Below are 26,993 nucleotides of genomic sequence, written 5' to 3'. Positions count from 1 at the left end.
TCAGTTTCGGAACGACCTATGGTATTGTGGATGCCATGCCTATCTTTTCTCTATGTCCTGAGATAAGCCACAGGACGTAGGAAAACGTGGACCATGCGTATTAATAGAGGATTGACGTGGGCGCAAAATGTGTTAAAATATGCTCTCAATGTATAAAAATTGAACTAACGGCGATTATGAAAGACTTAGACTTGCTTCACACTGACATACCTTCTCGCGTAGCGCACTTTTCTTCTTCTCTGTGTTGTTGCTAATTATCCCTTGCATTTTCTGAATAAGTCTAACTCATTTTACAAGGTATTCTTGCTATGTGCGCTCAACATACCCCTCTTAAAAAACGCTGGTTCAGTACTCCTGCTTTATATGCGGCAATGATTTTTCTTGGGGTGATCAGTGGTTACTCTGATATCGCTTTCTTAAAAAGTTTCGGTTTGTTGATATCGGATATTTTCATCAAGATTTTTAAATGCATCAGTTTACCCATCATTGCATTGTCTATCATCGTCACCCTGTCTAATTATCGTGCCGATGGTGTTATGCGCACAGTTTGGCGGCGCGCGATGAGTTACACCTTAGGGACTACCTTAGTGGCGGCAGCAATTAGTTGTTTATTATATCTTCTCATTCACCCAGGGATGATGGGGGTTATTAAACAGGGAGCCATTGGGCCGCAAACAGCACAGTTAAGTTACTTGCAGCACATTGCCAATCTCATTCCGTCTACCATTTTGGAGCCCTTTATCCAACATCAAGTTATGGGCGTTTTGCTCATTGGTATCGTCGTGGGGGTCGCAATTCGTTTTATTCCCGAAGCAGAAGCAAGACAAACCATCACTCAATTTTTTCGCGGTGCACATGGCCTATTTATGGTGGTAACGAATTGGGTCATTGCGGTCATCCCGCTAGGGCTTTATGGCTTTATCACCTCCACCGTTGTGCAATTACGTGAAGGCATGGCGATTAAGGGGATTGGTGAATATTTGCTAATTATCGTTCTTGCAAATCTGATTCAAGGCTTAGTCATTTTACCTTTATGGTTGAAATCACAAGGGATAAAGCCCTTTGTTGCTTTCAAAGGGATGTTACCTGCTTTATCTGTTGCTTTCTTTTCAAAATCTTCGGTAGGTACTTTGCCAGTGACAATGGAAACGGCAGAGAAAAACCTGAAAGTCAAACCGGAGATAAGCCGTTTTGTGTTGCCGCTGTGCACAAGTCTAAATATGAATGGTTGTGCCGCTTTTATTTTTACCACAGTCATCTACCTCATGCAAAATCATGGTATCGAAATTTCTTTACCGATGATGGGATTGTGGGTAATCATTGCAACCATTGCAGCAATTGGTAACGCTGGTGTGCCAATGGGCTGTTTCTTCTTAAGTGCCAGTTTATTGGCAAGCATGAATGTTCCTATTACATTGATGGGAATTATTTTACCGTTCTATAGTTTGATCGATATGCTTGAGACTGCTTTGAACGTGTGGTCTGATTCTTGTGTGGCCAAAGTAGTTAATGAAAAAGTCAATCAAGAAGGCGAAGCGGGCTTGCCAGTACAAGGACAGTTACAGGCTGAGGGAATGGCAAATTAGAAACGCTAGTCACAGGCAATAACCACGACATAATCATCCCTAATGTAGTAGGGACAGCCTGGTGCTGTAGGACCTATGACTTTTTAGTGCAATAAACGCTTAAATTCTATGAGTGAAATTGAAATAAAATTAAAGCATCATCCCATTGAATGCAATGCTGAAGAAATAACGGATTTATGTAGGCCGTTAGCGAGACTAAATATCACAACATTTTCTCACATTCGAACGTATGAGGATAACCACTTTGCTCTTGTCTGTAACAAGGCTAGTTTTGTTGGTAATTATTTTAAGAAAAATTACCATCAAGCAGACCCCTGTGTGCAGCTTAAGTTTGAAAAGTCGGACTTAGGGCAATATGTCGTTTGGGATTTTATCGATTGCCGGGGTAAAACGGCAATGATGATGAAAGATGCTGCTGATTTTAATTTTAGGCATGTCTTTACCATTCTGAGGCAGGGAATTGGTTTTAGCGAATTTTACCATTTTGGTACACACTTGATTGCCCCAGAAATGAATCAGTTTTATGTGAATAATTTAGATCTACTCGACCGATTTATCCTTTTTTTTCAGAATAAGGTAAGTCAATCTAAGTCTTTGACTAAAATTTACACCCCGAATCAGCGGTTTCAATCAAAGATCTCAAAAAGCATGGAAGTAAAAAACTGGCCTTCACTTAATACCCAGTTTAATGAACAGCGGCAACTCTTTATGAATGAAGTTTCACAAACTAGATCTAAATTAACTGCCCGAGAAATGGAGTATGCCCAATTACTTTTACAAGGGAAAACGGCTAAAGAAATAGCAGCTTATCTTGGTCAATCCTATCGCACAGTGGAGTCTCGAGTTGAATTACTCAAATCAAAATTACATGCAACAAATAAAATCGATTTAGTGCTTAAAATAAAAGAATTAGTTTAAAAAGTACCGTATTAATACGGTACTTTATTTTACCTTATTGGGCTATTATTCGTTCAGAGCAAACGTATTGGAGTAATGGTGAATTTGGAAATTTGTCCTATTCAAAAGGAAGAATTGGGCCTTTTGATGCAGGAGGAAGCATGCAAGGAAGGGTGGTCATACAGTGCTGAAGATGTTGAGTTTTATTTTAATTGTCCTCAAAATCAAATCTGTGTTGTGAAAATTAACCATCGATTAGCCGGTTGCGTCATTCTTCATGCCAGTTCAAGTTTAATACGAAATAAGCCCCTTTATTCGGCAGGGTTTTTCTTGGTCAGAGAGCAATATCGCGGTCAAAAAGTGGGTTCATTTTTATGGCAGAAGGCAATCACAGAAAAGTTACCTGAACATGCGTTTGTTTGTTTCCATTCCGTTCCTCGAGCAGTCGACTATTATGCAAAGCAAGGATTTAAGCAAACACCATTAACTAATCGTTGTCTGATTTTAGAGTCTAAAAAAATGGATCAATTGGCTGTGGGCTCAACCCAGCCTTTATGGACAGAAGGTACTTTAAGAATACTACATGGTTCAGCAAAAGAGGACATTAATGCTTATACTAATCGGCAATTTGTTGGGACTGCTGGAAAAGGCTTTCGAGAATTTATTCAGCAATGGATAAAGCGGCCGGACGCCATTGCTATCGGTTATTATTCTCAAGACAGATTGCAAGGTTATGGCATAGCCACATGCTGTGGCTATCAATCAAACCAGCAAAGCTATCGAATTTCCCCACTTTATGCAATGGATACGAATATTGCTCAGGCCATTTTAAAAGGTCTAGTCAACACCTTGGCAGAAAACGGTTTTCAACACATTGAACTGAATACATTGGTAACAATAGAAACTAGTTTTGCAAAGCTGCTGTATGAAATGGGTTTTCGTGAGGCAGGCAAAAATTTTGTGGTTTGCAATTATCCTGATTGGGTCACCACGACCATTCCTCTTTTAAATCAAATTTTCTGCAGCATCCCCTTAGAATATCCCCATGAGGCAACATCTGGATAAAAAATTAACCAAATGCACTATAATTAACCTATGCTCGACGGCTAGTATAGGTTGTAATCATGAGACGAGGCGGATTTTTTATTAAAGAGCAAGTTCCTCGAGTTGTATCAATGATTATGGCAAAAATAAAAGTGCCTGAAGGGATCAAACAAGCCCCTATATACCTAACGTCCCGTCCCACCGCAAGAGAATACTCGACTATAGGTTATAAACCAGAAACCTTTCTGGGCCGAAGGCGATTTGCAGGTACGCTTAATATAGGAATGCGGACAATTGTTACCGCGGCACACGAAGACGACAGGGTCATTACCCGAGTCAAACCCGAAAAGCCGCCTGCTAAGGCAATGGTTGTACATCAAGCGCAATTAAGTGAAAAGGCGCTAGAACTTAATGGATTTTTAGTTATTCCTGAGCAGGAGAAGCCCGAAGTAGTCAGTACAACCAATCCTAATCTGGAAAAACTAATTCGCGAATCGCGAAAGCTGACCAGCGCGCAAAAATCCTCCCGAGAAGAAGTGATTGCAGAAACCGATCATATTGTTGGAGGCATAACCATAGACAATTTCTCTCCGTATTTTGGAGGCAATCCTACTAATGTATTACTCTCTCGCACCCTTGAGGAAGCAATTCATCCCGATGCGACTAAATTCACCACTACAGTTGAGGGTTATAGAGGAATGCGCGAAGAAACAGAAAAGCATGGACCAAGAGTGTCGGCGCACAAAGATCTACTCCTCGTTGTTAATGCGGATGGGCAATACAGAACGGCCTCACTGGCATCAAGAGCTTTTGTGAATTCGACAGTTCATCGTGGTATGCAAAAAGGTCCAGATGGATTATATCATCCGACCACTTGCTATACCCCTGGATCAGCCCTCCTCAGTCATGCTAAATCCAGTGTTGCAGAACGACAGGATGGTTCAACTCTTCAAACCATTTCTACCGCAACCAATGCTTCTGCTGATGTCTTGTGCCACTGGATGCTTCGTGGCGTTAATCATCTCTTCGGAATGGGCGGCACTGAAACATTATCTGGTTTACAAAGGCTATATTCAGAGAAAGGGGTCATTGAATCCCTTATTGTTCATCAAGGCCTAGGTCAGCGTTTAGTCCACTATGGTCTATTGGCGACAGGGACGCCCTTTGACATGACTACAATGACTATTCATCGGGATAAGGAAGGAAATCCATTGCACCTAATGCTGCATAAACGTACAAAACCCTGGCCAGCTAATGAATCCTTAATTGAAATAACAGGGCCTGATGGAAAAAGACAGTGTGTTATTTACGATAGCCTTATTCCTAAAGTTGGGTTTTGGCGAAGTTTAAGTGTTGGAAAGTTAGCTACCCCAATTATGAGTGAAAGCCTTATTCAAGGAGCAATTCAGGAAGGGCATTTAGGGGAAATTACTGATTTGGAATTGCTAGCCGATATGACTGCTCAAAATGAAAAAGGCAGGTTTAAATACGCCGAACTAGCAGAAGAAGATGTGCCAATTAGCATGTTAATGTCTGCAGCCGGACTTAACCGTACCGATCCAAGGCCTCGAGTAACCCTTATCTCTGAAACCGGTGAATTTGATAACGAAAAAATAATTAGACAGTTTATCGATCAAGATTCTCATTCGCTCGAATATTATTTTTGTGGCCGAGCAGCACGGGTATTAGCTGAAAATTTGGCCGCGGCTTTTCAAGATAATTACACGATTTGGGAAGAGAATGCGAGTGTGCGTAATTTATGGTCAATAGTGACCTCGGCAACACCCACTTATGAAAATTTGAAAAAATATGCTGAAGAATATTCGACAGTTATTAAAGAGGTGATGAAAGATCCTGCTGAAGTAGAAAGAATGAACGAATGCCTAAAATGGGCTAAAGAAGCGCATGAGGCAACGTTAGGATCTAGCAAAAAATTGGCTCACTAATAGCTACAGTTTCTTTCTTTAAAATCTCTTGGGAAGTTTCTTGAATAAATAAATGCGGGTTTAATGTATACTACTCTATTTTTTGTTCTATGGAGTTGTTAAAACATGGGCATAATTGACATTATTCAAGATCCGACAAAAACGGATGAAGAAAAAATTGCATTGATTCAACAGGAGTTAGCAGGAAGAAAACTAGAGGAGATGGAGCCGCCGTTAGATATGGCTTTATTAATGAAAAGCGCCATGCGTGGTGGTGATTTAGCATTATTTAAGTTCTTGCTCTCCCAAGCACCCAATTTAATCGAAGTAAAACTTGTGAAAGAATTAAATTTATTGCAAGCAGCACTTGTTTACGCAAAAGAAAAAATTATTCACCACCTTCTTGAAAATAAGGAATATGAATTCTTAAGGAAAGAAAAAAATGCTGAAGGGAATTTACTTAGCCATTACTATGCCATGGGCAAGAGGAATTCTGCGGCTACCCTGCAACAATTAATTGAGCTAGAGGGAAAAGAAATCTTTAGGCAACCCAATGAGCAAGGATTTTATCCTGTACATCTAGCGATAATCCATGGTTGCAAAGAGGTGCTTGCTTTGTTGTTAGAAATTGAAGGAGTATCCCTTTCCCCTCCCCCCTGTGGTTCATTGCAATTCACTGCAGCGCATTGTGCTGCCCACGTGGGGGATACTGAATTACTTGAGAGGATTAAAGAAAAATACCCGCAAATGTTAACGATGTATTCAAAGAGTGGCTTTCTACCAATCCATATGGCTGTTCTTCACAATATAGACGCTTTAAGATGGCATGCTGAGAACGATGATATTACAGGCCTTTCCCGAGATGGAAGAACCGCACTTTATTTAGCAAGTGAGTTAGGAAAAACAGAAGAAGTAAGTCTTTTATTAGCAAAAAAAGCGCATGTTTTTAATTGGAAGAGAGGGCCAAACGACACGCCTTACACGAATGCTGTGCTAAACGGTCGAACTGCTGTAGCGGAGTTATTTCACAACTGTGAAACGGAGATGATAGAGCAAGCTAAAACCATGGGGCTAAATTTTCTCCCTTTCCGCCAGCAGACACCTGGGCTAATTTATCATTATTTTTTCCTCGAGATAGTTGCCGATTTACCCGAAAAGAATACACCTAATTATGGGGATAAAAGTATCCAAGGTTTGCAGGAATTTAGGGTGATATATAATCGTGATTTACAGAGTCAAACAACAAAAAATGAGCTTAGTCTACAGGCTCTAGTTTTTATATTACCTAAGTTTAAAAATAATGAGGGCAAGCTGGTTTTCTTCTTGGCTCTATTTTTAACATTAATTAGTAAAGACCCTAGCTTATTATCCGTAACAAATAATCCTCAATACCAATCAATGCTCAGCATATTACGGATATTGATTCTAAACTTAAGTCAATTATCAGTTACCCACCTGGTGAAAGTGCTTAATGAGTATTTAAAAAACAAGCCAACGGATCTTCTTATTTTATTTAAGGATACATTAGCAGATTGTAATTTTACTTCTTTAACGCATTATTTTTCTACAGTATTCAACGATACGGGTGAGCATTTAGAAAAAGACGGTACGGAAAGATTAACACGGTTATATGATTATAGTGCTGCCGTGTCCCCATTCATAAAAGACTTCGTATTGCTCCAAATGATCGATCACGCATTGATCGATTGTAAGGACGCTCAAAAAATTGATTTTTTACACCAAATAGCGCTTAAGTTGCTTGACCAGGAGCATTGTGAACTCTTATTAAGTTTTAGTGGAGTGGTGGCAATTAATATTTTAGCAAACCTCACAACCCATCAAAACTATAAGAGTTGGTTTGCTCTCATTAATCAACGGTGTAAGAATGAAAAATTAGTGGCTCTGATTATTGAGCACACGGTCGAAAAATCTATCGACCTGGCTAATCAGCATAAGCAGTATGCTTTAAAGTTTCTTATTCAATTGTTGTCGGACATGCCAATAGAAATGAGGCAATTAATAGGGCCTTGGAAATTTTCATGCATAGTAGCGCACAATATGATGTATTCCAGGCTTCCCTCACTCCTATTTGAAAGTTCAGTAACACATGTACAAAAAATGGAAGACATAATGCAGCTTCAGCGTTTAATGCCACGATTATATTTTTCTTATCCCGCGTTAGAAAAATTTATCCAGCAATTCGCAGAGGAAATTCCCCGGAGCACTTCCAATTCTCAAAGTATCAACATTTTTATGGTGCTTTGGCCCAATTTATTTGGTGAATTATTAAAGCTGATGAGAGGAAAGGCAGAGGCCTTACTGATTGATTACGGCATTCTAATGGATATGAAAATCACCCCTTTGCTTACTATAAAAAATCACCCAGCATTTCCGATTTTAGCGTTTAATTCGGATTGGAGCCAGTGTAGTAAAAGATCGGCAATTTGGAAAATGTATCAACGTGATGGTATCAGAGATAAGGATGATTTAGATAAAGTGACCGATCCTGAGCATCTTATTCACTTATTTTATTTGATGCGTGCTTTTATTTTGAGCCATATTTACCGTCCCTGTTTGCGAGAGGCCACCTTTATTAAGCTTTGCGATGCGTTTGTAAGGTTGGTTGAAATTCTGTATGAAAAAAACCGATTAATGGGGGCGACTTTAGAAGAACCGGCGCAAAATTTACCCCCTCTAAGATTATGGCCGGCCAAAATCGAAATAGGAATGATTAGCCATCTACTTCATGTTGGCGCGAATTATTTTACGGCTTTACAGTATGAGACTTTAGCGCGAATAAAACGCAGTGCATGCAATACCACTGACCAAGGGAGAAAGACACCTCCTTCGTTAACGTTTTTAGCAAGCGAACGAGTATCTCATTTATGGTCAAGTGGGAAAAAGAAATGGGAGGAAGGGGATAGAAGCGATATCGAAAAGAAATTCGTAGACATGAGTTCTTCAGGATCTAATACAGCGTTATCCCCCTTTGAAAAAAGAGGCTTACTCTATTTAGCCAGTTTATTTCGGCATTTTAAGCCCGTTACCCAAGATAAGAACAATAGTCGCCATAGGCAGGTGGATGAAGAAAGCCGTACTAATAACCTCTCAGATTCTCAAGAGGCCACTACGTCAACAACCTTGGATGAGCCACCAACAAAAATAAGGAAGATGGGCTGATATAAGGAATCAGAAACGAGCCCTTTAGACTTAAGTGAGCTCGTTTCTAAAGAAGGAGAAAAAATTGTCAACACGATTGAATAATGCGTATAATACTTGCGCGATTAGTTTATTTAAGGAAATCAATTATGCGTAGTCGTATCAACGGAATATCCCTCGTGCTAAGAAGCGCAAGGCCATTAGCAAGCAACTCCCGGCTTTTTACTACCCCCGCACGTTACCTATCAACGAAACCATCCTCTGAACCCATCAACAATCCTGCATCCCTTCCAGGAAACTGTATTGTTTATGATGGCAGCTGCCCGGTATGCACTTTGGCGGTAAAAAAATTAAAGCGCCCGGATGTAGAGGCAATTAATGCCCGTGAGAATCCAGAGCTTGTGAAAAAATTGAAAGATAAAGGTTATGATTTAGACAAAGGAATGGTGGTAAGTGGGCCTCAAGGCGAAGTTCATTTTGGTGCTGAAGCAATTAAAGAAATGGGAAAACAAACAGGCGGTTTGTCTGGCTGGTTGCTCAATTCCTCGTGGATGAAACAGGTATACCCATTAATGAGAGCAATTAGAAACAGTTTAATTGATGAAAGCTTGGCGCAAAAACAAGCAAGGGAAGAAACCGAATCCATTGATAAATCAAATAAAATTTAAATTTTTTACCGCAACCTCTTGGATCCCGCACACAAGCTGCGGGACCTTGGCGATGGGAAAAGCCGAAGAAAATAGGGTGGGTTATTGCGCAAACACTTCATCGACTAATAGGCCTTCAGTTATTGAATAGTAAATTTGCTTAAGTTTCTCTAAATCCGCTAAAGAAACGCACTCATTCACTTGATGTATCGTCGAATTCACCGGACCTAGTTCGATCACTTCCACACCATAAGGTGCAATAAATCGTCCGTCTGAAGTACCGCCGCTGGTTGATAGTTCGGGGGATTGGTTGGTAACCTTGCTTATCGCTTTAATACAACTTTCCAGTAACCGTCCCTGCGTTGTCAAAAAAGGTTCCCCATTCAGACGCCATTCGATTTCTGGGAATAAGCCGTGTTGTTTAAAGCAATGGTTCACTGCGTCTTTTAACTTATCAGCGGTTTGTTCTGTGGAAAAACGAAAATTAAAATGCATGACGAGCGTACCAGGAATAATGTTTCCTGCTTGCCCCCCTGCGTGGATATGCGTGATTTGTAATGAAGTGGGAGGGAAGTAGGCGTTACCCTCATCCCAATGCTTTGCTGTAAGCTCCGCTAATGCGGGACTGATCAAATGAATAGGATTTTGAGCTAAGTGCGGGTAAGCCACATGACCTTGTTTACCGTGCAAAATGAGCTTTCCAGTTAAAGAGCCCCGGCGTCCGACTTTAATGACATCGCCCACCCGTTGGGTACTTGATGGCTCTCCTACAATGCAAAAATCAGGATGAATGCCCTGTTGGTGCAGTTTCGCCATTACATGTGGGGTACCTAAATGAAAGTCATCCCCTTCTTCACCACTGGTGATTAAAAAACCCAGACTACCCGAAAAATGGGGATGCGCTTGCGTGAAATCAGCAGCCATAGCAAGCATTGCAGCCAAACTACCTTTCATATCCGCACTGCCACGCCCATAAAGCATCCCATCTTTCTCTACCAGCGTAAATGGAGGTGTTTGCCATTGACTTTCATCACCCACCGGGACAACGTCAGTGTGCCCCGCAAAGACTAACAGTGGGGGCTGTGTGCCTGTGTGTGCAAAAAAATTGGCAACAGGGAAATGATCAAAACGTTGGCAGTCAAACCCGTGTTGTTTTAAAAAATCCATCATGAAGTTCTGGCAGCCTGAATCGTTGGGAGTAATTGATTCAAAGCGTATTAGCTTTTCCAGTAAGGATTTAACGTCATTCATTGCCTAACATCTCGTAATAATTCGTTAATGCTTACCTTGGCACGGGTTTGGGCATCCACTTGTTTAACAATAACGGCGCAATATAGGCTATGAGAGCCGTCTTCGCTGGGCATATTTCCTGAAACCACTACGGAACCCGCGGGTATACGTCCATAACTCACTTCCCCGGTCAAACGGTTGTAAATCTTTGTGCTTTGGCCAAGATAGACTCCCATGGATAAAACGGAATCACGCTCAACAATAACGCCCTCAACCACTTCTGAGCGTGCACCAATAAAACAGTTATCTTCAATAATCGTAGGATTTGCTTGCAAAGGCTCAAGAACACCACCGATTCCCGCGCCACCTGATAAATGGACGTTTTTACCAATTTGTGCACACGAACCGACGGTGGCCCAAGTATCCACTAATACGCCTTCGTCGATATAAGCGCCGATGTTGACATAAGAAGGCATGAGCACTGTATTTTTAGCAATAAATGCACCGCGGCGAACCATGGCATGGGGAACAACCCGAACGCCTGTTTTGCTGAATTCTGTGGCACTGTAACCTGTAAATTTGAGCGGAACTTTATCAAAAAATTGACAGAAATTAGCATCAACAATTTGATTGGGATAAAGTCTGAATGAAAGTAAAACTGCTTTTTTAAGCCATTGGTGGACAATCCATTCTTCATTCACCTTTTCAGCAACACGGTAGGTGCCTTGATCCAATCCAGAAAGGACTTCATCGACTGCTGTAAGGAGCTCTTTTGGGGCTGTTTCAGGAGATAAATGTTGACGTTGTTCAAAGCCACTTTCGATAATTGCTTGTAATGAGTTCATAATTTTGCACTGAATGTTTGAATGCATCTAGTATACTGAAACTGACGGGAAAGAACAGGGACAGTTCGTTCACGGATGTCTAGTTTTTTGAACTATCTTGGGTATACTCCATCCATCTTAAATAGTGGATAGCGCGATGCGGTTATTAATTACTGGTGCAGCCGGTTTTATCGGTTTTCATTTAGCAAAAACTCGCCTAGAGTGCGGTGATTCGGTAATAGGTATTGATAATCTTAACGATTATTATGATGTGAGTTTAAAACTAGCACGTCTTGAGCAATTACAAGCCTATCCCAATTTTCAGTTTTATCAGGCTGATATCAGTGATTTACACAAGGTCAACGAAATTTTTTCCCTGCATAAACCCCAGCGGGTAGTTAATTTGGCTGCTCAAGCGGGCGTGCGCTATTCTCTTAGTCATCCTCATACCTATGCACAATCCAACGTGGTCGGCTTTACCCATATCGTTGAAGCCTGTAGACATCACCAAGTCGAACACTTGGTTTATGCCTCGACCAGTTCAGTGTATGGGGCAAATGGTTCACAACCGTACCAGGAAAAGGATGGGGCGAACCATCCGTTAACCATTTATGCAGCAACGAAAAAAGCCAATGAACTGATCGCGCATGCTTATTCTAATTTGTATCAATTACCCACCACTGGATTACGTTTCTTTACGGTGTATGGGCCTTGGGGTAGGCCTGACATGGCATTTTTTTCTTTCACGCGCGATATCCTTGCCAATAAACCGATTCACATTTATAACCATGGCCAAATGCAACGAGATTTCACCTACATTGATGATATTGTGGTCGGTATTTCTTTAGCAATTGATAAAGTAGCAACGGCCAATCCCGAATGGTCAGCACTTAACCCGGATGCAGGCAGTAGTTATGCTCCCTATCGAATCTATAACCTCGGTTGTGGTAATCCAATTCATTTATTGGATTATATTGAGGCGCTTGAAGAAGCGATTGGCAAAAAAGCAATTAAAGAATTTCTTCCCATGCAAGCTGGTGATGTCCTATCCACTCACGCGTCCACGCAACGCCTCCAAGACGATTTAGGGTATTGTCCTCGAATTGATTTTAAAGAGGGGATAGCACGTTTTGTCAGATGGTACCTTGATTTTTATTCTTAAGTGCGTTATTCGAATCAATCATTTGGTGATTATTAAATATACATAGTGTACAATATTGTCTTTTTTAATTCGTTGACTTTATTGAGTTGTACAGGAGAAATTGTTTATGCCGGGGCAAAGTAAAATTATTAGTTCGGTTAATATCATCCTAAGCCAGAAAGGAATTTCATTAAAATTAAATAATAATGGTGTTTGCTCCGGCTTAGTTGCCCTTTTTGTGAAATATTTTTTAAAGGGGGACTTGCCCGAATTTTTTCGCCAGAGTCAATCATTAGCGAATCCACCAAAACATTATCAAATTGGACAAGATGAAAAATTTGATCAATTTATTTTAGAGACTGAAATTGCATTTAACCCTCAAGAATACAACAAAAATAGTAGTCAGGGTGATTTAGATAAAATAATCACAATCGACGGCGTCCCCGTTAAAAACGAATATAACATCGGCCTTGTAGAAAACGAAATCAACTGGACAAAAGTTCTTGAGGAAATCCGTAATAATGGCCGAGCCTGTTATGTGGCTGCAAATAAACATGCAGTTGGCTTAGCGTTTGAAAATGATCAATACATCGTTTTTGACCCCAATTATCAAGAAGACGAAGATGAGCGTGACAAAAAAGAATTAAAATTCAATATTAAAACGTTTAATACGGCCACTGATGCAATTGCCGAACTCAAAGAGTGCCTTTTTCTCAAAAGCAGCGACGATGTTGGGTTAGAAATGCGGGTGTTTGCAAGACCTAATGCCCATACTGAGCATCAATATCCAGATAAAAGAAAAATTTTATTGGCAAGCTTAAATGATGAGAATTCCCGTGCAAGAAAAGCTGGACAGGATGCTCGCCATACCTCGCTTTTTTTCGCTCTCGGCGCCAATGATGAAGAGACGATTGAGCATTATTTAAAACACAAGCAAGTGAATTCAGATGATGCTACTTTCGCCATTTGTTATAAGCGCGATGCGTTTGCTTGGAATTATTTTTCTACTTTAGCCGATTTGCCATCCCAGCTAAATTTATTATGCATTACTGCGCAATACGGAAGCACCGCTTTACTCAATCGAATGCTGCAAAAAATTGAGTTAGAGATTCAGAAAAATGAGGTAAAGAAGCAAGAACTTAAGGAAGGGATTAGTGATACTGAACCCTCGTTGCTTGAACATGCTGCTTTATCGAATAATTTGACTAATCTTGTGCAGGTTGTTGAATTATATAAAAGATACGGTATTAAAATTACTTCTTTAGGTTTAGCTGAAAGATTATTTGAAGCGATTACAGCGTCCGGTAATTCAAAGAGTTTAGGTTATCTTATCGATGCAAAGTTTCTGCATTATTCTTCAGAGCGCATCGTTTCCCTAGTGAAGCTCGCTGCAAAAAACGATAATCGCAGCACTCTGCAATTTTGGCTAGAAAAACTAGCTAAAGAAGGTAATCCTTTGAATAATTTAGAAATCGATGCTGAAATAATTTCCAAAATTTCACCGCTTAATTTCAAGTTGTTAATGGAACATGGTTTTACGGTTAAGCCCAGTTTACTTCGTGACGCACTTCAACATCCAAGTAACGAGATCTTTAAAATTGCATTGAAAGGTCAACCAGAGACGGAATGGATACGATTCTTGCGTGCTGTTGCCGAGAACCAACCCCTTGAGCCATTTGGTCCACAGCTTGCGGCACTTTTTGATGATCATGACGGTTTAAATGCGTTCGAAGTTTTGGCTCGTTTTGAAAGAAACCGACCCATTAAGCAAAGCGAAGAAATCAGGACTCTTTCAACGCAAGGCAGAGAAAAAGCGCTGGAGTTTGCATGCCAGTATGGGAATGCAGAGTTGGTGCATTTTTTAGTGGATATGGATTGCAAGGCTTCCGATGAATTCAAACTCAAGCAATTAAAATCGGCCGCTAACCGTGGTGATTTGCCAAGGATAAACACAATTCTTGCTGCTCGAATTGACGGGAATATTATTCTTCCTAAAGGGAGCACAGACTATGAGTTGGCTGATCAACTGATCGAAGCAGGGAAGTATCGTTTTGTTACGGATTCCTGGGGTCAATACAGTTATTCCCAGCGAAGAAGATGCTTGTTAGCGGCGCTGACGTATAACAATAAGGCATTTATTTTACAAATAATCAAAGACTTGCCTTTTTGTTATCAGTTTATTTTTGATAACATCAAGGACGCGTACACTAAAAATCAACCCTCCCATTTAACTAAAATTTCCCCTCTTTTTGCTTACCTTGGCGAAAGCGATTTGTCACGCTTTTGGCAGGTAGCATTAGAAAAAGACGTCGGCAAGGAAAGTTGTCAATTTACCCTAAAATACGCCATTTTAAATCACCATTTTGTTTTAGCCCGGAAGATGGTAGGGGTGGTTCCCTTTTCAAATGAAGAAGCGTATCAACTCTTTATTGAAGCCTCGACCAATAAAAATCATGCTGCACTAGCCTTTTTAGGGGAGAATTACGCTCATTTGCTTGCTAATACGCAAACCTATCGGCGCTTGCTTCACGAAAAGCATTTTGAGTTAATTGCGCTTATTCTTGAAAAAAATCAACTTCCTGAAAAATCAGTCTCCGCAGAACTGCTACAGCATGCTGTCACTGTCCTTAATCAAAAAATGGTTTCGCGATTATCTGCGGTTATTAATGATTATTTTAGAGTAGAAGGATCGCCTTTGTATTGGGCCATACACCAAGAGAATGCTCCTGGTGCCCACTTATTGGTGAGGCATGGGGCTAAGTTAGATGATGAGCTTTTAGCTTCAGGCGTTTTTACCCTTACTTTAAAGGATAATAACTCTGGTTTGCTCTCTAGTGCGTTAAAGGATAAAAACTTTGCTGCATTTTTTGCACGAAATGAAGCAGAGCATGTTGGGAACGTCCTTAGCAGTGGCAGCCCTGATTTAGTTTATGTTCTTACTGCCCATGTGGATGTGAATCGCTATTATGAGCAATTTATCACGTATGCAATTGAACATAATGATCTACGGTTATTTCAAATGCTTCGGCAAATGGAAAGGTATGCTCAACAAGATAAAGAAAAACTCTTCCTTAAAGCTTGCATGCATCAAAGTATCAACATCGCTAATGAACTCTTAAGGGATCCTATCGATTTGGGAAACGAAGAAAAGAAAGGGGAGTTTTTCGGGATTCTCCTGGGAGAAAATGCTCAAGAATTATTAACAAGGCCTCCCCATAAAAATAAGACAATACAGCATGTTGCCCTTAAAATGCTGTTTGGTGAAAAATCAGCGAGCGATATTTATGAACTCGTCTACAAAAAAGCGTTAAACCGTCTTTATGTCTATATAAAAGATCATAAATTCCCCAGTGCACTCGCCTCACTTCACCGCTCTGTGGAAGAGCTAGTTTTTGATTCTGGCTTTATCAAAAATGCTTCGTCTGGGTTAAGAAACACGCTCATAGCCCGTGCATTAAATGAAGGGGATGCCGAGACATTCGGTGAATTATTGAAACAGCTTGATAAAAAACCCCCTTTATCTAAGGTTGGACTAAGCTTTTTCACCAAATACTTTAATAACCCGCTGCTTAGGAAAGTATTACTTGAGCATTATCCATTAGGCGATGTCGTAGACGCAGCCGTTGCCGCAGGGGCATGGCCAACAGTTATTACTTTATTGATGGACAGGAAAGAAAAAGAATTTGAGCAGCACTTAATACGCAAATTGGGTGAACATCGTACTGAGTTGATGGAGGCCCTAGTTAATTATGCGAAAAAAGAAATTCATTCTGATCCCCGCCATAAACTAAATGCCTTACTATTGTCCACAAGTACCGAAATACTCAGTGTAATCTTAAAAGGGAAAGAAGAAGAAATTAGTGCATTAATCATGGCTATTCAGCAGCAAATGATTAAAGAAAAAATGGATTTGAAGCACCATTTTTACGAGTTTGATTTATATGCCCAAATCATGAAAGGGCAAAAGGTTTATGAGGAAATCCAATCAAAAATCCAAGAGTTCTTTGCCGCTAATCCAATCACGTCGGAAGTAGATAGTCAACAGATTGTCGATAATGAACAATTGCGTACTGAAATAATTGCGATCAGAACTGTTCTTGCCAAACATGATTTTGTACCGGGTTATTTTGAAGAAAGTGATAGCCTCGTCGCAGTATTTGATGCCCTCGACAGAAGTACTAAAGAACAAGAGCGCCGGCGTTTAGAAGAACAGAAACGTTTGGAAGAGCAAGAGCGTCTGCGTTTAGAAGAGCAAAAGCGTCGAGAGGAGCAAGAGCGTCTGCGTTTAGAAGAGCAGAAACGTTTGGAAGAGCAAGAGCGTCTGCGTTTAGAAGATCAAAAGCGTCTGGAGGAGCAAGAGCGTCTGCGTTTAGAAGATCAAAAGCGTCTGGAGGAGCAAGAGCGTCTGCGTTTAGAAGATCAAAAGCGTCTGGAGGAGCAAGAGCGTCTGCGTTTAGAAGATCAAAAGCGTCTGGAGGAGCAAGAGCGTCTGCGTTTAGAAGATCAAAAGCGTCTGGAGGAGCAAGAGCGTTTGCGTTTAGAAGAGCAAAAGCGTCGAGAGGAGCAAGAGCGTTTGCGTTTAGAAGAGCAAAAGCGTCGAGAGGAGCAAGAGCGTCAACGTTTAGAAGAGCAAGTGTGCCAGCGTATAGAAAAGCACACACATAAGGAAGATCATCACCCTGCTGCGGAAAGGCATGAAGGGATGCATCAACGTGGGACACAGCAATTAATAGATAGAGTAGCAAAGAGTTCTCAACCTGATACAATTCAATTGCTCATTAAGGATGTGCTAAGTTATAGAGCAGACCGGGCTAGTAAAGGTGAAGTTTTTTTCACCTTTCTTCAATATTCCCGTCAGGACAAATTAGATGCATCCCAGCATTTTATTGAAGCGTTGCAGCATTCTAATCGTTTTATCTCTGCCAAGGATCGTGGCGCTCTTAACAATGGTCAATTGTTCGATACCATTGATCAATTCTTAGATGAAAACAAACCTGCGCTTAAAAGGGCATTGCACTGCAACTGGGAATTAGATTCAGTTGATGAGCTGATTGATTTTCTTAATAGCCGTAATCCCGTTAATACACTGATCTGGATGCTTCACCAGTATGCCGATGAGAGAACGCAGGGAGATGATGTCTATTGGCCTTTCTTCGCGAATTATCAATACACTAAAAAGAATAAGATAGACGCCGTCAATCACTTAATTCGTTTACTCAAAGGCGAAGGCGATAATGTCACTGAGAATGATCTTGGTGCCTTAAAACAAGGCTCTCTTGGTCGTTTAATTCAATCCTATATCGAAGAATGTGGGTTTGCGCTTGAACACCAATTAGGATTTGAAATTAATGATATAGACGATTTAGTTGCTAATAAGCAGCAGGCCCTAGAGGTTGCATTTTAGTTAGGTGAAATCAAGTGTGGGTATAACTCGGGATGCTACCTTTCGCTTCCGGGTTAAAGCCTGCACCGACTGTGTCCCTAACTTTTCAAACTAGCAATTAAATTGTCTTTCTCAAGCCAGTTATCATTTAGCCAGTTTCTAAATTTGGTTTGTATTTCCTGATCATCTGCCAAATTAGGATGAGTAAATTGGGCAGGAATAGGCAGTTGACGGATATGCACTGTAATTGCTTCCACTCTTCGACAGAGAAAATCCCAGAGAGAATACTGTTTCCCTGAATAAATAATGGTCACATCCAGTAAGCTGTTAAATTGCTGTCCCATTGCGCTAATTACAAAGCTAATACCGCCAGCTTTAGGTTTTAATAAATGCTGGTAAGGTGAATTTTGTAGTTGATTTTTTTGTGGAGTATAGCGCGTACCTTCAATGAAATTCGTGATGGTTGCTGGAGCATACTTAAATAAGTCGATGGCCTTGCGCGTTGCTTGCAAATCCTTTCCTTTTTTATGAGGTTTCTTGGCAAGATAATCTTTGGAATAACGTTTCATAAAAGGACAACCCATAGCCCACCAAGAAAATCCCAACAATGGAACCCATTTAAGTTGTGATTTAATAAAGAATTTTAGCGTAGGGATTTTACGGTTAAAAAGGCGCTGCAACACCACAATGTCTAGCCAACTTTGATGATTGGCAATAATTAAGTACCAATGTTTACGATTCAGATTCTCCAGGCCGCTGATTTGCCATTTGACCTGTTGGGTACGTCCAATGTAAGCATTGTTGGTATCGCACCAAAAAGTGGCAATGGCATCGGCAAACCGCGTGCACATCGATTGCCAACGTCGATTAGGGATTAACTTGAGTAATCCGATAAAAAGAATTGGGATAAACCATAAAAAAGTGCTTGTTACAAGGACGATTAATGCCGCAATGCCATGCAGTTGCCCTCCTGTTTTTCTTTTTTCGGACATTAACTACTCCAATTTACTCGAAAGCATAATTTAAATCAGCAATGAGATCGTCAATGTATTCAATACCCACCGACAATCGGATAAATCCATCTTCTATACCCAGCTCTTTGCGTATTGGTGCGGGTACGGAAGCATGAGTCATGATTGCGGGATGCTCGATTAAGCTTTCCACACCACCTAAACTTTCTGCTAAAGTAAATAATTCACAGCGAGAGAGAAAACGTTTGGTATCCTCAAGATTGCCTTTAATAACCATTGAAATCATACCGCCATAATCCTGCATTTGTTCTTTGGCAAGTGGGTGCTGTGGATGACTAGTCAAGCCAGGATAAATCACTTTTGCGACTTTAGGATGTTTTTCTAGCCACTGGGCTAAATTTCTTGCATTTTCACAATGCCGCTGCATGCGCAATGGAAGCGTTTTAATGCTGCGCAGCACTAAGAAACTGTCAAAAGGGCCTGAGACACCACCGCAGGAATTTTGTAGAAAGGCTAATTTTTCTGCTAATTCAGGGTGATCGCCCACCACAACAACACCACTAATGACGTCAGAGTGACCATTTAAATATTTGGTGGCAGAATGTAAAACGAGATCAAAACCTAATTCCAAAGGGCGTTGAATCCATGGCGTTGCAAATGTATTATCGGCGACGGTAATTAATTTATGGCGTTTTGCTATCGCTGCAATTTCTCGTAAATTAGCAAGTTTCAACATGGGATTTGAAGGGGTTTCTACCCAAATCATGCGTGTTTTGGAGGAAATTGCAGTTTCAATATTACGAACATCAGTCATGTCCACAAAGGAAAAAGATAGATTGGACGTTCGCGTTTTGACTTTGTCAAATAAGCGAAAACTGCCACCATATAAATCATTGGTGGCAATGACGTGATCACCGACATCCAGAAGATCAATGACTGTATTGATTGCGGCCATTCCTGAAGCAAAAGCAAATCCACGCTGACCTGATTCAAGGCTTGCCACACACCCTTCGTAGGCATCCCGCGTGGGATTGCGGGTACGAGAATACTCAAAACCCTGATGAATGCCTGGAGCGGACTGGCGATAGGTTGAGGTAGTATAAATGGGCGTCATAACCGCACCGGTACTGGGATCGGGTTGTTGGCCTGCGTGAATAGCTCGAGTATCAAAATGAGTCTTGTCCATTACCTATTCCTTATTTTACCAGGCAAAAATTGTGAGAGCAGTATATAATAATTTAATGAAACTTTAGATTTATTAAGTTTTTGGCAAAAAATAAATTGCTTCATCGTGAAGTCAATTTTAGTGAGGGATCAATGAGTAGGCAAGAAATTGATTATGAAAAAGTTGCCTCTGCCGCTGAATCCATAAAAAAACGTGGCAAGGAGCCTTCAATAACGAACGTCTGCGAAGAGCTTGGAATCTTATCATTTACACCCGAATTATCCTCCTTGCTTGAAAAATGGTATCACAATCAACCTGAATTTCAGCGCGCGAACAAGGCTCCGCTTTCTGAAAATATCAGGATCGAAACGAGTGAAATACGAGAAAAAAACATTGAACTCGAAAAATCATTATCGTTGTTGCGAGCCACTTTAGAGTCGACAGCCGACGGTATTATGATGGTTAATGGTAAAGGGCAAGTGGTGGATTGGAATCAAAAATTTGTGGAGATGTGGCGTATTCCTTCGCATATGCTTGAGTCCGGTAAGGAAAGCATTGGTTTTGAGTACATTTTAGAGCAGCTAAGTAATCCTGCTGCAGTGATTGCCGATGTGCAATACCTTTATGAGAACCCCGACTGGGAAGGTGAATTACCCTTGTTGCATTTCAAGGATGGTCGAATTTTTGAACGGTACACTCAGCCACAGCGGGTTGGTAACGAAATTGTTGGCCGAGTGTATAGTTTCCGTGATGTCACACGCCGTTTGATGTCAGAAGATGAGTTACGCATTCGTGAGCGGGCAATCGAAGCGAGCACACATGGGGTGGCAATCATTGATATTTCTAAACCCAATCAACCGATCATTTATGTCAATAAAGCCTTTGAACGCATTACTGGATACACCGAGAGGCAGGCAATTGGGCAAAATTTAGCGCATTTACAAGGTTCTCAAGCCGATCAGGTCAACCAAAAACGAGTTGCTTTAGCGATTAGAGAGCAACGCGAAGAAACCGTTGAACTTGAAAGCTTTCGTCGGAATGGTGAAGTGTATTGGTGTGAGCTAAGTGTTGCGCCAGTCAGTGATTCCTTTAAACAAGTCAGGCATTATGTCTGCATCCTCAATGACATCACGCAGCGCCGGGAGATGGAGAAACAACTCATCCGCCAAGCAACGCATGATTCGCTCACAGAACTTCCTAATCGAGTGTTGCTCGTCGATAGGGTGGAGCAAGCCATTCTACAAGCAAAGAAAAAAAATTCATTACTTGCCTTCCTTTTCTTAGATTTAGATCGCTTTAAATTGACCAATGACACCTTGGGCCACAGCGTTGGTGATAAATTATTGCAAGCTGTTTCTAATCGATTGCTGATTGCAACAAACGATTTTGACACGGTAGCAAGGCTTGGTGGTGATGAGTTTGTTATTCTTCTGCCCGAATTGAGTAGTGAGCAGCAAGCGCAACAAATGGCACAAGAAATTTTGCATCTGATTGAGAAACCGTTTCAGATTGATCAACACAGCTTAAAAATCACTGGCAGTATAGGAATTAGTTTTTATCCTAAAGATGGTCTGGATTACGAATCATTGATGAAGAGTGCTGATTTATCCATGTATCATGCTAAAGACAGTGGACGCAATAATTATCGCATTTTTGATCAAGAAATGAATAGGCGTATCATCAATCACATGCAATTGGATAATGCTTTACGTGATGCAATGAAAAATAAGGAGTTTTACCTTGTTTTTCAACCTCTGATTGATTTGAAAAAAAATCATATTGTGGGTTTTGAGGCCTTAATTCGCTGGAACAGTCACCTCTTAGGACAAGTTTCGCCCATGGAATTCATTGGTATGGCCGAGGAGAATGGTTTAATCATTGATATCGGAAAATGGGTTTTAGAAGAAGCGTGTACACAAGCCATCCGTTGGCATAAACAGGGTTATAAAAACTTAAGTATTGCCGTCAATATATCCGGCCGCCAATTTCGCCAAACTAATTTGCCCGAGCTCATTAAGAAAGTCCTTAAGCAAACAGGGTTGGCGGCAAAATTTTTAGAATTAGAGCTCACCGAAAGCTTATTGGTGGATGATATCGATCATGCCGTTGATACGATGTATAAGTTAAAAGATATGGGAATAAAATTGGTCATCGATGATTTTGGAACAGGTTATTCGAGCTTATCTTATTTAAAGCAATTCCCTGTCGATAAGTTGAAAATTGATCGTTCTTTCATTAACGAATTGGTTAATAAAGAGAATGATGCGGCAATAGCGCGCGCCATCATTAATTTGGGTCATAGTTTGAATTTAGAGGTTTTGGCAGAAGGTGTTGAAACCGAGCTGCAAAAAGATTTTATTGTCGCTCATGGATGCGATTATGCTCAAGGGTATTATTTTAAGCCCCCCAATGTTCCCGATGAATTAAAAGACTACTTAAGTCATTTCCCCACTTCGAGTTGAACCAAGCTATAACAAGATGGTCCTGCTATGCGTCACCCGCCTATTTTATATCACCGCGTAAGATCGGTATGATTTATGCTGGAAAATTTTCAAAACAGTTCATTTATTGAATAATTTTGAGGTCAGAGTTCATAAGTGCCTGGAAGTTAGGGATAGCCCCATCTCAGCGAAGAGTCGATGTGCTCATGCACTTTTTTCTAGCTGAGAGGCAAGGCAACGGAGAAGAATGATGAAAACGATGACCATTATTGGTTCTGGTTTAGCAGGTACCTTGTTATCACTATATATGGTCAGGCGTGGTTACGAGGTGGAATTGTTTGAAGCGAGGCCTGATTTACGAGTTAAGGAGGTTGATCAAGGACGTTCCATCAACCTTGCTTTATCCTGCCGGGGTATAACAGGGCTAGCAGGGGTGAACCTTATGCAAAAAGTAAAGAACATTATGGTGCCTATGAGAGCACGAGCAATCCATTTGCTCGATGGGGAAATAAAGTATCAAGCATTTGGACGTCACAAGGATGAATACATTAACGCTATTTTGCGCAATGAGCTTAATGAATTATTGCTTAATAACGCAGAGAGCTATCCTGGAATACGGTTGCATTTTAATACGAAACTAGTGGGTGTGAATGTGCACGACAAAGTATTATATTTCGAAGAGAAGGATGGCAGTCATCTAACAAAACGCTATCAGTTATTGATAGGTGCAGACGGGGCTGCTTCAAATGTCCGCGAGATTCTGGTCAAAGAGCGCCTTATTACTGCAACGCGCGAATTTCTTCCTCATGGCTATAAAGAATTATCGATAGCCCAAAGCCAAACTCAGGATTTTGTTCCAGAGCATTTGCACCTTTGGCCAAGGGAGTCGTTCATGTTACTGGGAAATCCCAATCGTGACCGTTCCATTACCGGTACATTATTTCTCGCGAAAGAAGGTAAAAACAGTTTTGCTCACCTTGAAGATGAGGATTCAATCCGAGTTTTCTTTAAAGAACAATTTTCAGATGCCTACCAGGCCATGCCTAGCTTGATCACTGAATTTATGGAACACCCCATCGGCAATTTGAGCACAATAAAATGCACGCCTTGGTATTACGAAGATCAATGCTTACTTATCGGCGATGCTGCTCACGGGATAGTGCCTTTTTTTGGGCAAGGAATGAATAGCGCTTTTGAAGATTGTCGCATTCTCGATGATCTTTTAAATCAGTATGATGATAATTGGCGGCAAGTTATTCCTGCTTTTTATGCTTCGCGCAAAGTAAATACAGACGCTGTCGCTGCGATGTCCATGGATAATTATCATGAAATTCAAACCGATATCCGGGACGAAAAATTCAATTTAAGAAAACAGATGGAACAGGAGTTAATGCACCGTTATCCAGGCAGGTATGTTTCTAAACATGTATTAGTCATGTTCACCAATACGCCTTATGCTATCGCAAATGCGTATGGGGAGGTGCAAGCCGAGTTGTTAACTCAAATTTGTAAAAAAGTGAGGTGTATTAAAGAGATTGATTGGAATAATGTGGATAAGCTAATGGAACAATACGACAAAAAATTGGCGAATTTAAGGTAATTTTGTTATTTTCGCTAAAATCGAAGGTTTTTTGGTCAATTTTTTGTCAAAACTAGTGAAATCGGAGACATTTTTTTGGCGCTATCCGAGGTTTATTGCTGGGGAAAAGGAAATAATACGCTTCAAATGGTTCAATATATGCTCAAATTGCTTAAAAAATTGGCATGATGGGTGCAATACCTAAATTGTCCAGTTAATTTTTAAGGCCTCGGAGGCTACTACTATGAAAACGATACAAGCATATATTGATTCAAAACAACAAGAATTTATGAATCACCCTTTCTTTGATGTACTAACTCATTTAGATAGTTTAGAAGAGATTAGCTATTTTGTCCCTGAATTAACTTTTTGGGCCATGACCTTTCAAGATATCTTGCGCCTCAATGAGGAACGAGTTCGTGATCCTTATTTGAAAAAAGTTGCGCGTCACCACCGTCTTGAAGACGCAGGTCACGAAAAATGGTTTTTACATGATAAAAAATACATGAGTGGTCTATCTCAAGATAAATCCTGTTCGCGAGATGATGTGGCCTGGCTTTACAGTAAGGAATCCCAGCTCACACGTGATGCCGCTTATTCGATCATGTCAGAGATTTATAAAACCGATGATGAGATATTAAACATTGCTCTGCTATTAACACTCGAGTCTTCGGGTCATGTATTCTTTGAAAAAGTAGTTAACCAAGTGAAGAAAGCGGGCGAAGATGAAAATCTTAAATATTTCTCTTCCAGCCATCTCGATGTGGAGCTTGCTCATGCTTTATTCGAAGGTGAAATGGAGAAAAAACTATTCGAAATGCAAGTGCCTATTCACGTCAGACGTGAAGCATTAAAAATGATAGATCGATGCTATGAAGCATTCAACAAGATGTTCGATGGACTACTTCTTGCATGTAATCGTCGACTGGAATTGGCAAAACAAAGGAATCAACATGCAGCAAATTCCTTGGAGTATGCAACAAATAAAGCAGTGTGAGAAAGAAACCGGACAAGCGATGCTCAGCGATGAGCATACGCTTGTTTTTTATGCGCAAGATTTCGGTAAATTAACGCAGTCGATTCCAGCAGCTGCTTGCATCCCGCCTTCCACTGAAAAAATTCAAGCCATTCTTGCTTATGCCAGTCAACACAAACTTCCTGTGACCATTCGCGGTAATGGATTAAGCCAAGGTGGGCAATCATTATCCGTGAACGGACTCACTTTGCATCTCGAACAATTAAATGCTGTGCTGGATAAGGAATCGGATGCAATTTGGGTTGAAGCGAATACAAGTTGGGCGCAATTGTTGGATGTTTCTCTGAAAAGCGCACAAATACCCTATGTTCTTCCTTACAATTGTCATTTATCCATTGGGGGTGTTTTGTCCGTAGGGGGAGTAGGAGCGTCCTCTTTTAAATGGGGTTCGGTAACTGCTCATGTGAAAGCCCTGGAAGTGGTGCTTGCTCATGGGGAAAAGCAAATTGTCGATTCGCGCTCCCCTTTATTTCACGCTTGCCTTTCAGGACAAGGTCAGTTTGCTGTAATGACCAAGGCTTGTGTGCGATTGCGCTCTTGCCAGAATAAAGTGAGAACCTTTTTTTTAGTATATGCCGATAAAGAACAATGGTTGAATGATCTCATTGAACTTAAAAATAAAGCCGATTATATCGAAGCTTTTTGTTCTCCTTCCGTACAAGGAGCTAAATTAGTTTTCGATAAGAGAGTACCCTTTGCTCAGTGGCTTTTTGCTATTCACGCTTCTGTGGAGTATGACAATAATCCACCCGAGTTTACTGCCTTGTCCAAGAATTTAAGGCCTTGGAAATTGCTTCATAAGCAAGATGAATCGATTCATTCCTACCTTCATCGCCATGATTCGCGATTTGAAGCCATGAAAATCACCGGGCAATGGGATTTACTTCACCCTTGGTATGAATGCTTTGTGCCAAGTAACCTATTAGCCAATAGCCTTGACGAGGTGCTTGCCGAGTTGCCCTTGCATTATGCCACCGTCTTGCAAATAGTGCCTATAGCTAGCCAGCAGCAAACGGGATTCCTCATGCTACCAAAGACTAAGGATATTTTCGCATTGATGATTCTTAATCCGGGAGTTAATCCCGCATTATTAGCGAGCTGTCTACAAGCAATGAATGCATTGGATGCGCGCTTTTTAAAATTGGGGGGAAAGCGCTATCTTTCTGGATATTTAGGGCGTGATTTACCTAAGAGTTATTGGGAAAATCATTTTGGTGTGCTGTATGAAGAATGGCGAAATTGCAAAAAAGAATTCGATTCCAACCAGGTGTTTACCTCTCTTTTACATTCTATTGAGTCGGACAGTCTCTAATTGAGAAAGTTTCCCGTTAATTAGGAGATTTTTTGCTTCACTCAGGACAACATTTCCTAGTGAAACGAAAGATATTCAAAGCCCTAAACTCAATGCTAATATTCATGCCTTCCCTGTGGATTCGGGGAAAAGTCCAATTACACGCTAGGAAAAGTCATGAGGGAATATTACATCTATCTATTAACAAACATAAGAATGTGCTTTATACCGGTATTACTAATAATTTAATACGCCGAGTTTATGAGCATAAGCATAAACTACAGCAAGGTTTTACGCAAAAATACAATGTCGATCGATTGGTATATTACGAAATATACAGCGGCATTGAAGAGGCTATTACAAGAGAAAAACAAATAAAGGGATGGGCTCGACACAAGAAAGAGGCCTTGATTAATACCATTAATCCCCTTTGGGTAGATTTATATGAGTCTTTGTGGTGAAAGGGAGTGTGGAAGCATGTCGTTCTGACAGTGGTATTGTCGTCCTGAGCGAAGCGAAGGATCTCCTTAATAGAGTTACTGTCAAGAGTCGGGAGGTCCTTCGCGTTGCTCAGGATGACGGTGGGTATTGTCGTCCCGACGGTGGTGTTGTCGTCCTGAGCGTAGTGAGGGATCTCCTTGGTGGGGTTATTGCCAAGAGTTGGGAGGTCCTTC

The 26,993-nt window shown here is 40.8% G+C and carries 18 protein-coding genes; 14 read left to right on the top strand and 4 right to left on the bottom strand.

Annotated elements, in window-relative coordinates; all coding sequences use genetic code 11:
- The first annotated feature begins 308 nt into the window (after nucleotides 1-308).
- The 6 genes from B5D33_RS15845 (at nucleotide 309) to B5D33_RS15820 (ending at nucleotide 9,279) form a co-directional block, all read left to right on the top strand.
- The gene (locus B5D33_RS15845; RefSeq protein ID WP_058451141.1) at nucleotides 309-1,586 is read left to right on the top strand and encodes a dicarboxylate/amino acid:cation symporter; all 1,278 of its coding nucleotides are present in this window, start codon (nucleotides 309-311) and stop codon (nucleotides 1,584-1,586) included.
- 108 nt (nucleotides 1,587-1,694) lie between these two features.
- Nucleotides 1,695-2,504: a response regulator transcription factor gene (locus B5D33_RS15840; protein ID WP_058451142.1), complete on the top strand. Its 810-nt coding sequence runs from the start codon at nucleotides 1,695-1,697 to the stop codon at nucleotides 2,502-2,504.
- A 75-nt stretch (nucleotides 2,505-2,579) separates the two neighbouring features.
- Nucleotides 2,580-3,548, top strand: a complete 969-nt coding sequence (locus B5D33_RS15835) for a GNAT family N-acetyltransferase (RefSeq protein ID WP_058451143.1) — start codon at nucleotides 2,580-2,582, stop codon at nucleotides 3,546-3,548.
- A 59-nt stretch (nucleotides 3,549-3,607) separates the two neighbouring features.
- Nucleotides 3,608-5,473 (top strand): hypothetical protein, encoded by a 1,866-nt coding sequence (locus B5D33_RS15830; protein ID WP_058451144.1) that lies wholly within the window; start codon nucleotides 3,608-3,610, stop codon nucleotides 5,471-5,473.
- A 105-nt stretch (nucleotides 5,474-5,578) separates the two neighbouring features.
- Entirely contained in the window at nucleotides 5,579-8,632 is a 3,054-nt protein-coding gene (locus B5D33_RS15825) for an ankyrin repeat domain-containing protein (RefSeq protein ID WP_058451145.1), read from the top strand.
- A 128-nt stretch (nucleotides 8,633-8,760) separates the two neighbouring features.
- On the top strand, nucleotides 8,761-9,279 hold the full coding sequence (locus tag B5D33_RS15820; protein WP_058451146.1) for a DCC1-like thiol-disulfide oxidoreductase family protein: 519 nt from the start codon (nucleotides 8,761-8,763) through the stop codon (nucleotides 9,277-9,279).
- Nucleotides 9,280-9,360: 81 nt separating this feature from the next.
- Here the strand turns inward: B5D33_RS15820 and dapE are convergent, their stop codons facing one another.
- The gene (dapE, locus tag B5D33_RS15815) at nucleotides 9,361-10,509 is read right to left on the bottom strand and encodes a succinyl-diaminopimelate desuccinylase (protein WP_058451147.1); all 1,149 of its coding nucleotides are present in this window, start codon (nucleotides 10,507-10,509) and stop codon (nucleotides 9,361-9,363) included.
- Nucleotides 10,506-11,333, bottom strand: a complete 828-nt coding sequence (dapD, locus tag B5D33_RS15810) for a 2,3,4,5-tetrahydropyridine-2,6-dicarboxylate N-succinyltransferase (protein WP_058451148.1) — start codon at nucleotides 11,331-11,333, stop codon at nucleotides 10,506-10,508. Before dapD ends, dapE begins: the two co-directional genes overlap by 4 nt.
- A 136-nt stretch (nucleotides 11,334-11,469) precedes the next feature.
- Here dapD and B5D33_RS15805 point away from each other — a divergent pair, with 136 nt between their 5' ends.
- Nucleotides 11,470-12,474: an NAD-dependent epimerase gene (locus tag B5D33_RS15805; protein ID WP_058451149.1), complete on the top strand. Its 1,005-nt coding sequence runs from the start codon at nucleotides 11,470-11,472 to the stop codon at nucleotides 12,472-12,474.
- Nucleotides 12,475-12,580: 106 nt separating this feature from the next.
- On the top strand, nucleotides 12,581-17,857 hold the full coding sequence (locus B5D33_RS15800) for an MAP7 domain-containing protein (RefSeq protein WP_078767509.1): 5,277 nt from the start codon (nucleotides 12,581-12,583) through the stop codon (nucleotides 17,855-17,857).
- 77 nt (nucleotides 17,858-17,934) lie between these two features.
- On the opposite strand, the gene B5D33_RS15795 is transcribed toward B5D33_RS15800, so the two are convergent.
- Entirely contained in the window at nucleotides 17,935-18,828 is an 894-nt protein-coding gene (locus tag B5D33_RS15795) for an acyltransferase (protein ID WP_058451528.1), read from the bottom strand.
- Between the two features lie 13 nt (nucleotides 18,829-18,841).
- A complete protein-coding gene (locus B5D33_RS15790) occupies nucleotides 18,842-19,993 on the bottom strand; it encodes a trans-sulfuration enzyme family protein (RefSeq protein WP_058451527.1) in 1,152 nt (383 codons plus the stop codon).
- Nucleotides 19,994-20,124: 131 nt separating this feature from the next.
- Between B5D33_RS15790 and B5D33_RS15785 the strand changes: the two genes are divergently transcribed.
- From B5D33_RS15785 to B5D33_RS15760, 6 genes are all read left to right on the top strand, one after another.
- On the top strand, nucleotides 20,125-22,434 hold the full coding sequence (locus tag B5D33_RS15785; protein ID WP_058451526.1) for a bifunctional diguanylate cyclase/phosphodiesterase: 2,310 nt from the start codon (nucleotides 20,125-20,127) through the stop codon (nucleotides 22,432-22,434).
- A 229-nt stretch (nucleotides 22,435-22,663) separates the two neighbouring features.
- Entirely contained in the window at nucleotides 22,664-24,013 is a 1,350-nt protein-coding gene (locus tag B5D33_RS15780; protein WP_058451525.1) for an FAD-dependent oxidoreductase, read from the top strand.
- Nucleotides 24,014-24,236: 223 nt separating this feature from the next.
- Nucleotides 24,237-24,989, top strand: a complete 753-nt coding sequence (locus B5D33_RS15775) for a hypothetical protein (protein WP_058451524.1) — start codon at nucleotides 24,237-24,239, stop codon at nucleotides 24,987-24,989.
- Nucleotides 24,946-26,340, top strand: coding sequence for an FAD-binding oxidoreductase (locus B5D33_RS15770; RefSeq protein ID WP_058451523.1), 1,395 nt, complete (start codon nucleotides 24,946-24,948; stop codon nucleotides 26,338-26,340). The genes B5D33_RS15775 and B5D33_RS15770 overlap by 44 nt, the downstream gene beginning before the upstream one ends.
- Nucleotides 26,341-26,444: 104 nt before the next feature.
- Nucleotides 26,445-26,780 carry a GIY-YIG nuclease family protein gene (locus B5D33_RS15765; protein WP_078767512.1) on the top strand — a complete coding sequence of 112 codons (336 nt, stop codon included), beginning with the start codon at nucleotides 26,445-26,447 and terminating at the stop codon, nucleotides 26,778-26,780.
- A partial coding sequence (locus tag B5D33_RS15760; RefSeq protein ID WP_139364761.1) for a hypothetical protein occupies nucleotides 26,774-26,993 on the top strand: 220 nt, incomplete at its 3' end. The genes B5D33_RS15765 and B5D33_RS15760, both read left to right, overlap by 7 nt.

This window comes from Legionella maceachernii (genome assembly GCF_900167045.1).
GTDB classification, from domain to species: domain Bacteria; phylum Pseudomonadota; class Gammaproteobacteria; order Legionellales; family Legionellaceae; genus Tatlockia; species Tatlockia maceachernii.
Note: the sequence above shows the minus strand (reverse complement) of the source record. Positions and strands in the feature narration are given on the sequence as shown.

Coding starts and splice junctions, on each gene's coding strand:
- dapD (WP_058451148.1), bottom strand. CDS start 11,333: ATGAACTCATTACAAGCAATTATCGAAAGTGGCTTTGAACAACGTCAA.
- B5D33_RS15785 (WP_058451526.1), top strand. CDS start 20,125: ATGAGTAGGCAAGAAATTGATTATGAAAAAGTTGCCTCTGCCGCTGAA.
- B5D33_RS15780 (WP_058451525.1), top strand. CDS start 22,664: ATGAAAACGATGACCATTATTGGTTCTGGTTTAGCAGGTACCTTGTTA.
- B5D33_RS15845 (WP_058451141.1), top strand. CDS start 309: ATGTGCGCTCAACATACCCCTCTTAAAAAACGCTGGTTCAGTACTCCT.
- B5D33_RS15830 (WP_058451144.1), top strand. CDS start 3,608: ATGAGACGAGGCGGATTTTTTATTAAAGAGCAAGTTCCTCGAGTTGTA.
- dapE (WP_058451147.1), bottom strand. CDS start 10,509: ATGAATGACGTTAAATCCTTACTGGAAAAGCTAATACGCTTTGAATCA.
- B5D33_RS15835 (WP_058451143.1), top strand. CDS start 2,580: ATGGTGAATTTGGAAATTTGTCCTATTCAAAAGGAAGAATTGGGCCTT.
- B5D33_RS15805 (WP_058451149.1), top strand. CDS start 11,470: ATGCGGTTATTAATTACTGGTGCAGCCGGTTTTATCGGTTTTCATTTA.
- B5D33_RS15825 (WP_058451145.1), top strand. CDS start 5,579: ATGGGCATAATTGACATTATTCAAGATCCGACAAAAACGGATGAAGAA.
- B5D33_RS15820 (WP_058451146.1), top strand. CDS start 8,761: ATGCGTAGTCGTATCAACGGAATATCCCTCGTGCTAAGAAGCGCAAGG.
- B5D33_RS15800 (WP_078767509.1), top strand. CDS start 12,581: ATGCCGGGGCAAAGTAAAATTATTAGTTCGGTTAATATCATCCTAAGC.
- B5D33_RS15795 (WP_058451528.1), bottom strand. CDS start 18,828: ATGTCCGAAAAAAGAAAAACAGGAGGGCAACTGCATGGCATTGCGGCA.
- B5D33_RS15770 (WP_058451523.1), top strand. CDS start 24,946: ATGCAGCAAATTCCTTGGAGTATGCAACAAATAAAGCAGTGTGAGAAA.
- B5D33_RS15775 (WP_058451524.1), top strand. CDS start 24,237: ATGAAAACGATACAAGCATATATTGATTCAAAACAACAAGAATTTATG.
- B5D33_RS15840 (WP_058451142.1), top strand. CDS start 1,695: ATGAGTGAAATTGAAATAAAATTAAAGCATCATCCCATTGAATGCAAT.
- B5D33_RS15790 (WP_058451527.1), bottom strand. CDS start 19,993: ATGGACAAGACTCATTTTGATACTCGAGCTATTCACGCAGGCCAACAA.
- B5D33_RS15765 (WP_078767512.1), top strand. CDS start 26,445: ATGCCTTCCCTGTGGATTCGGGGAAAAGTCCAATTACACGCTAGGAAA.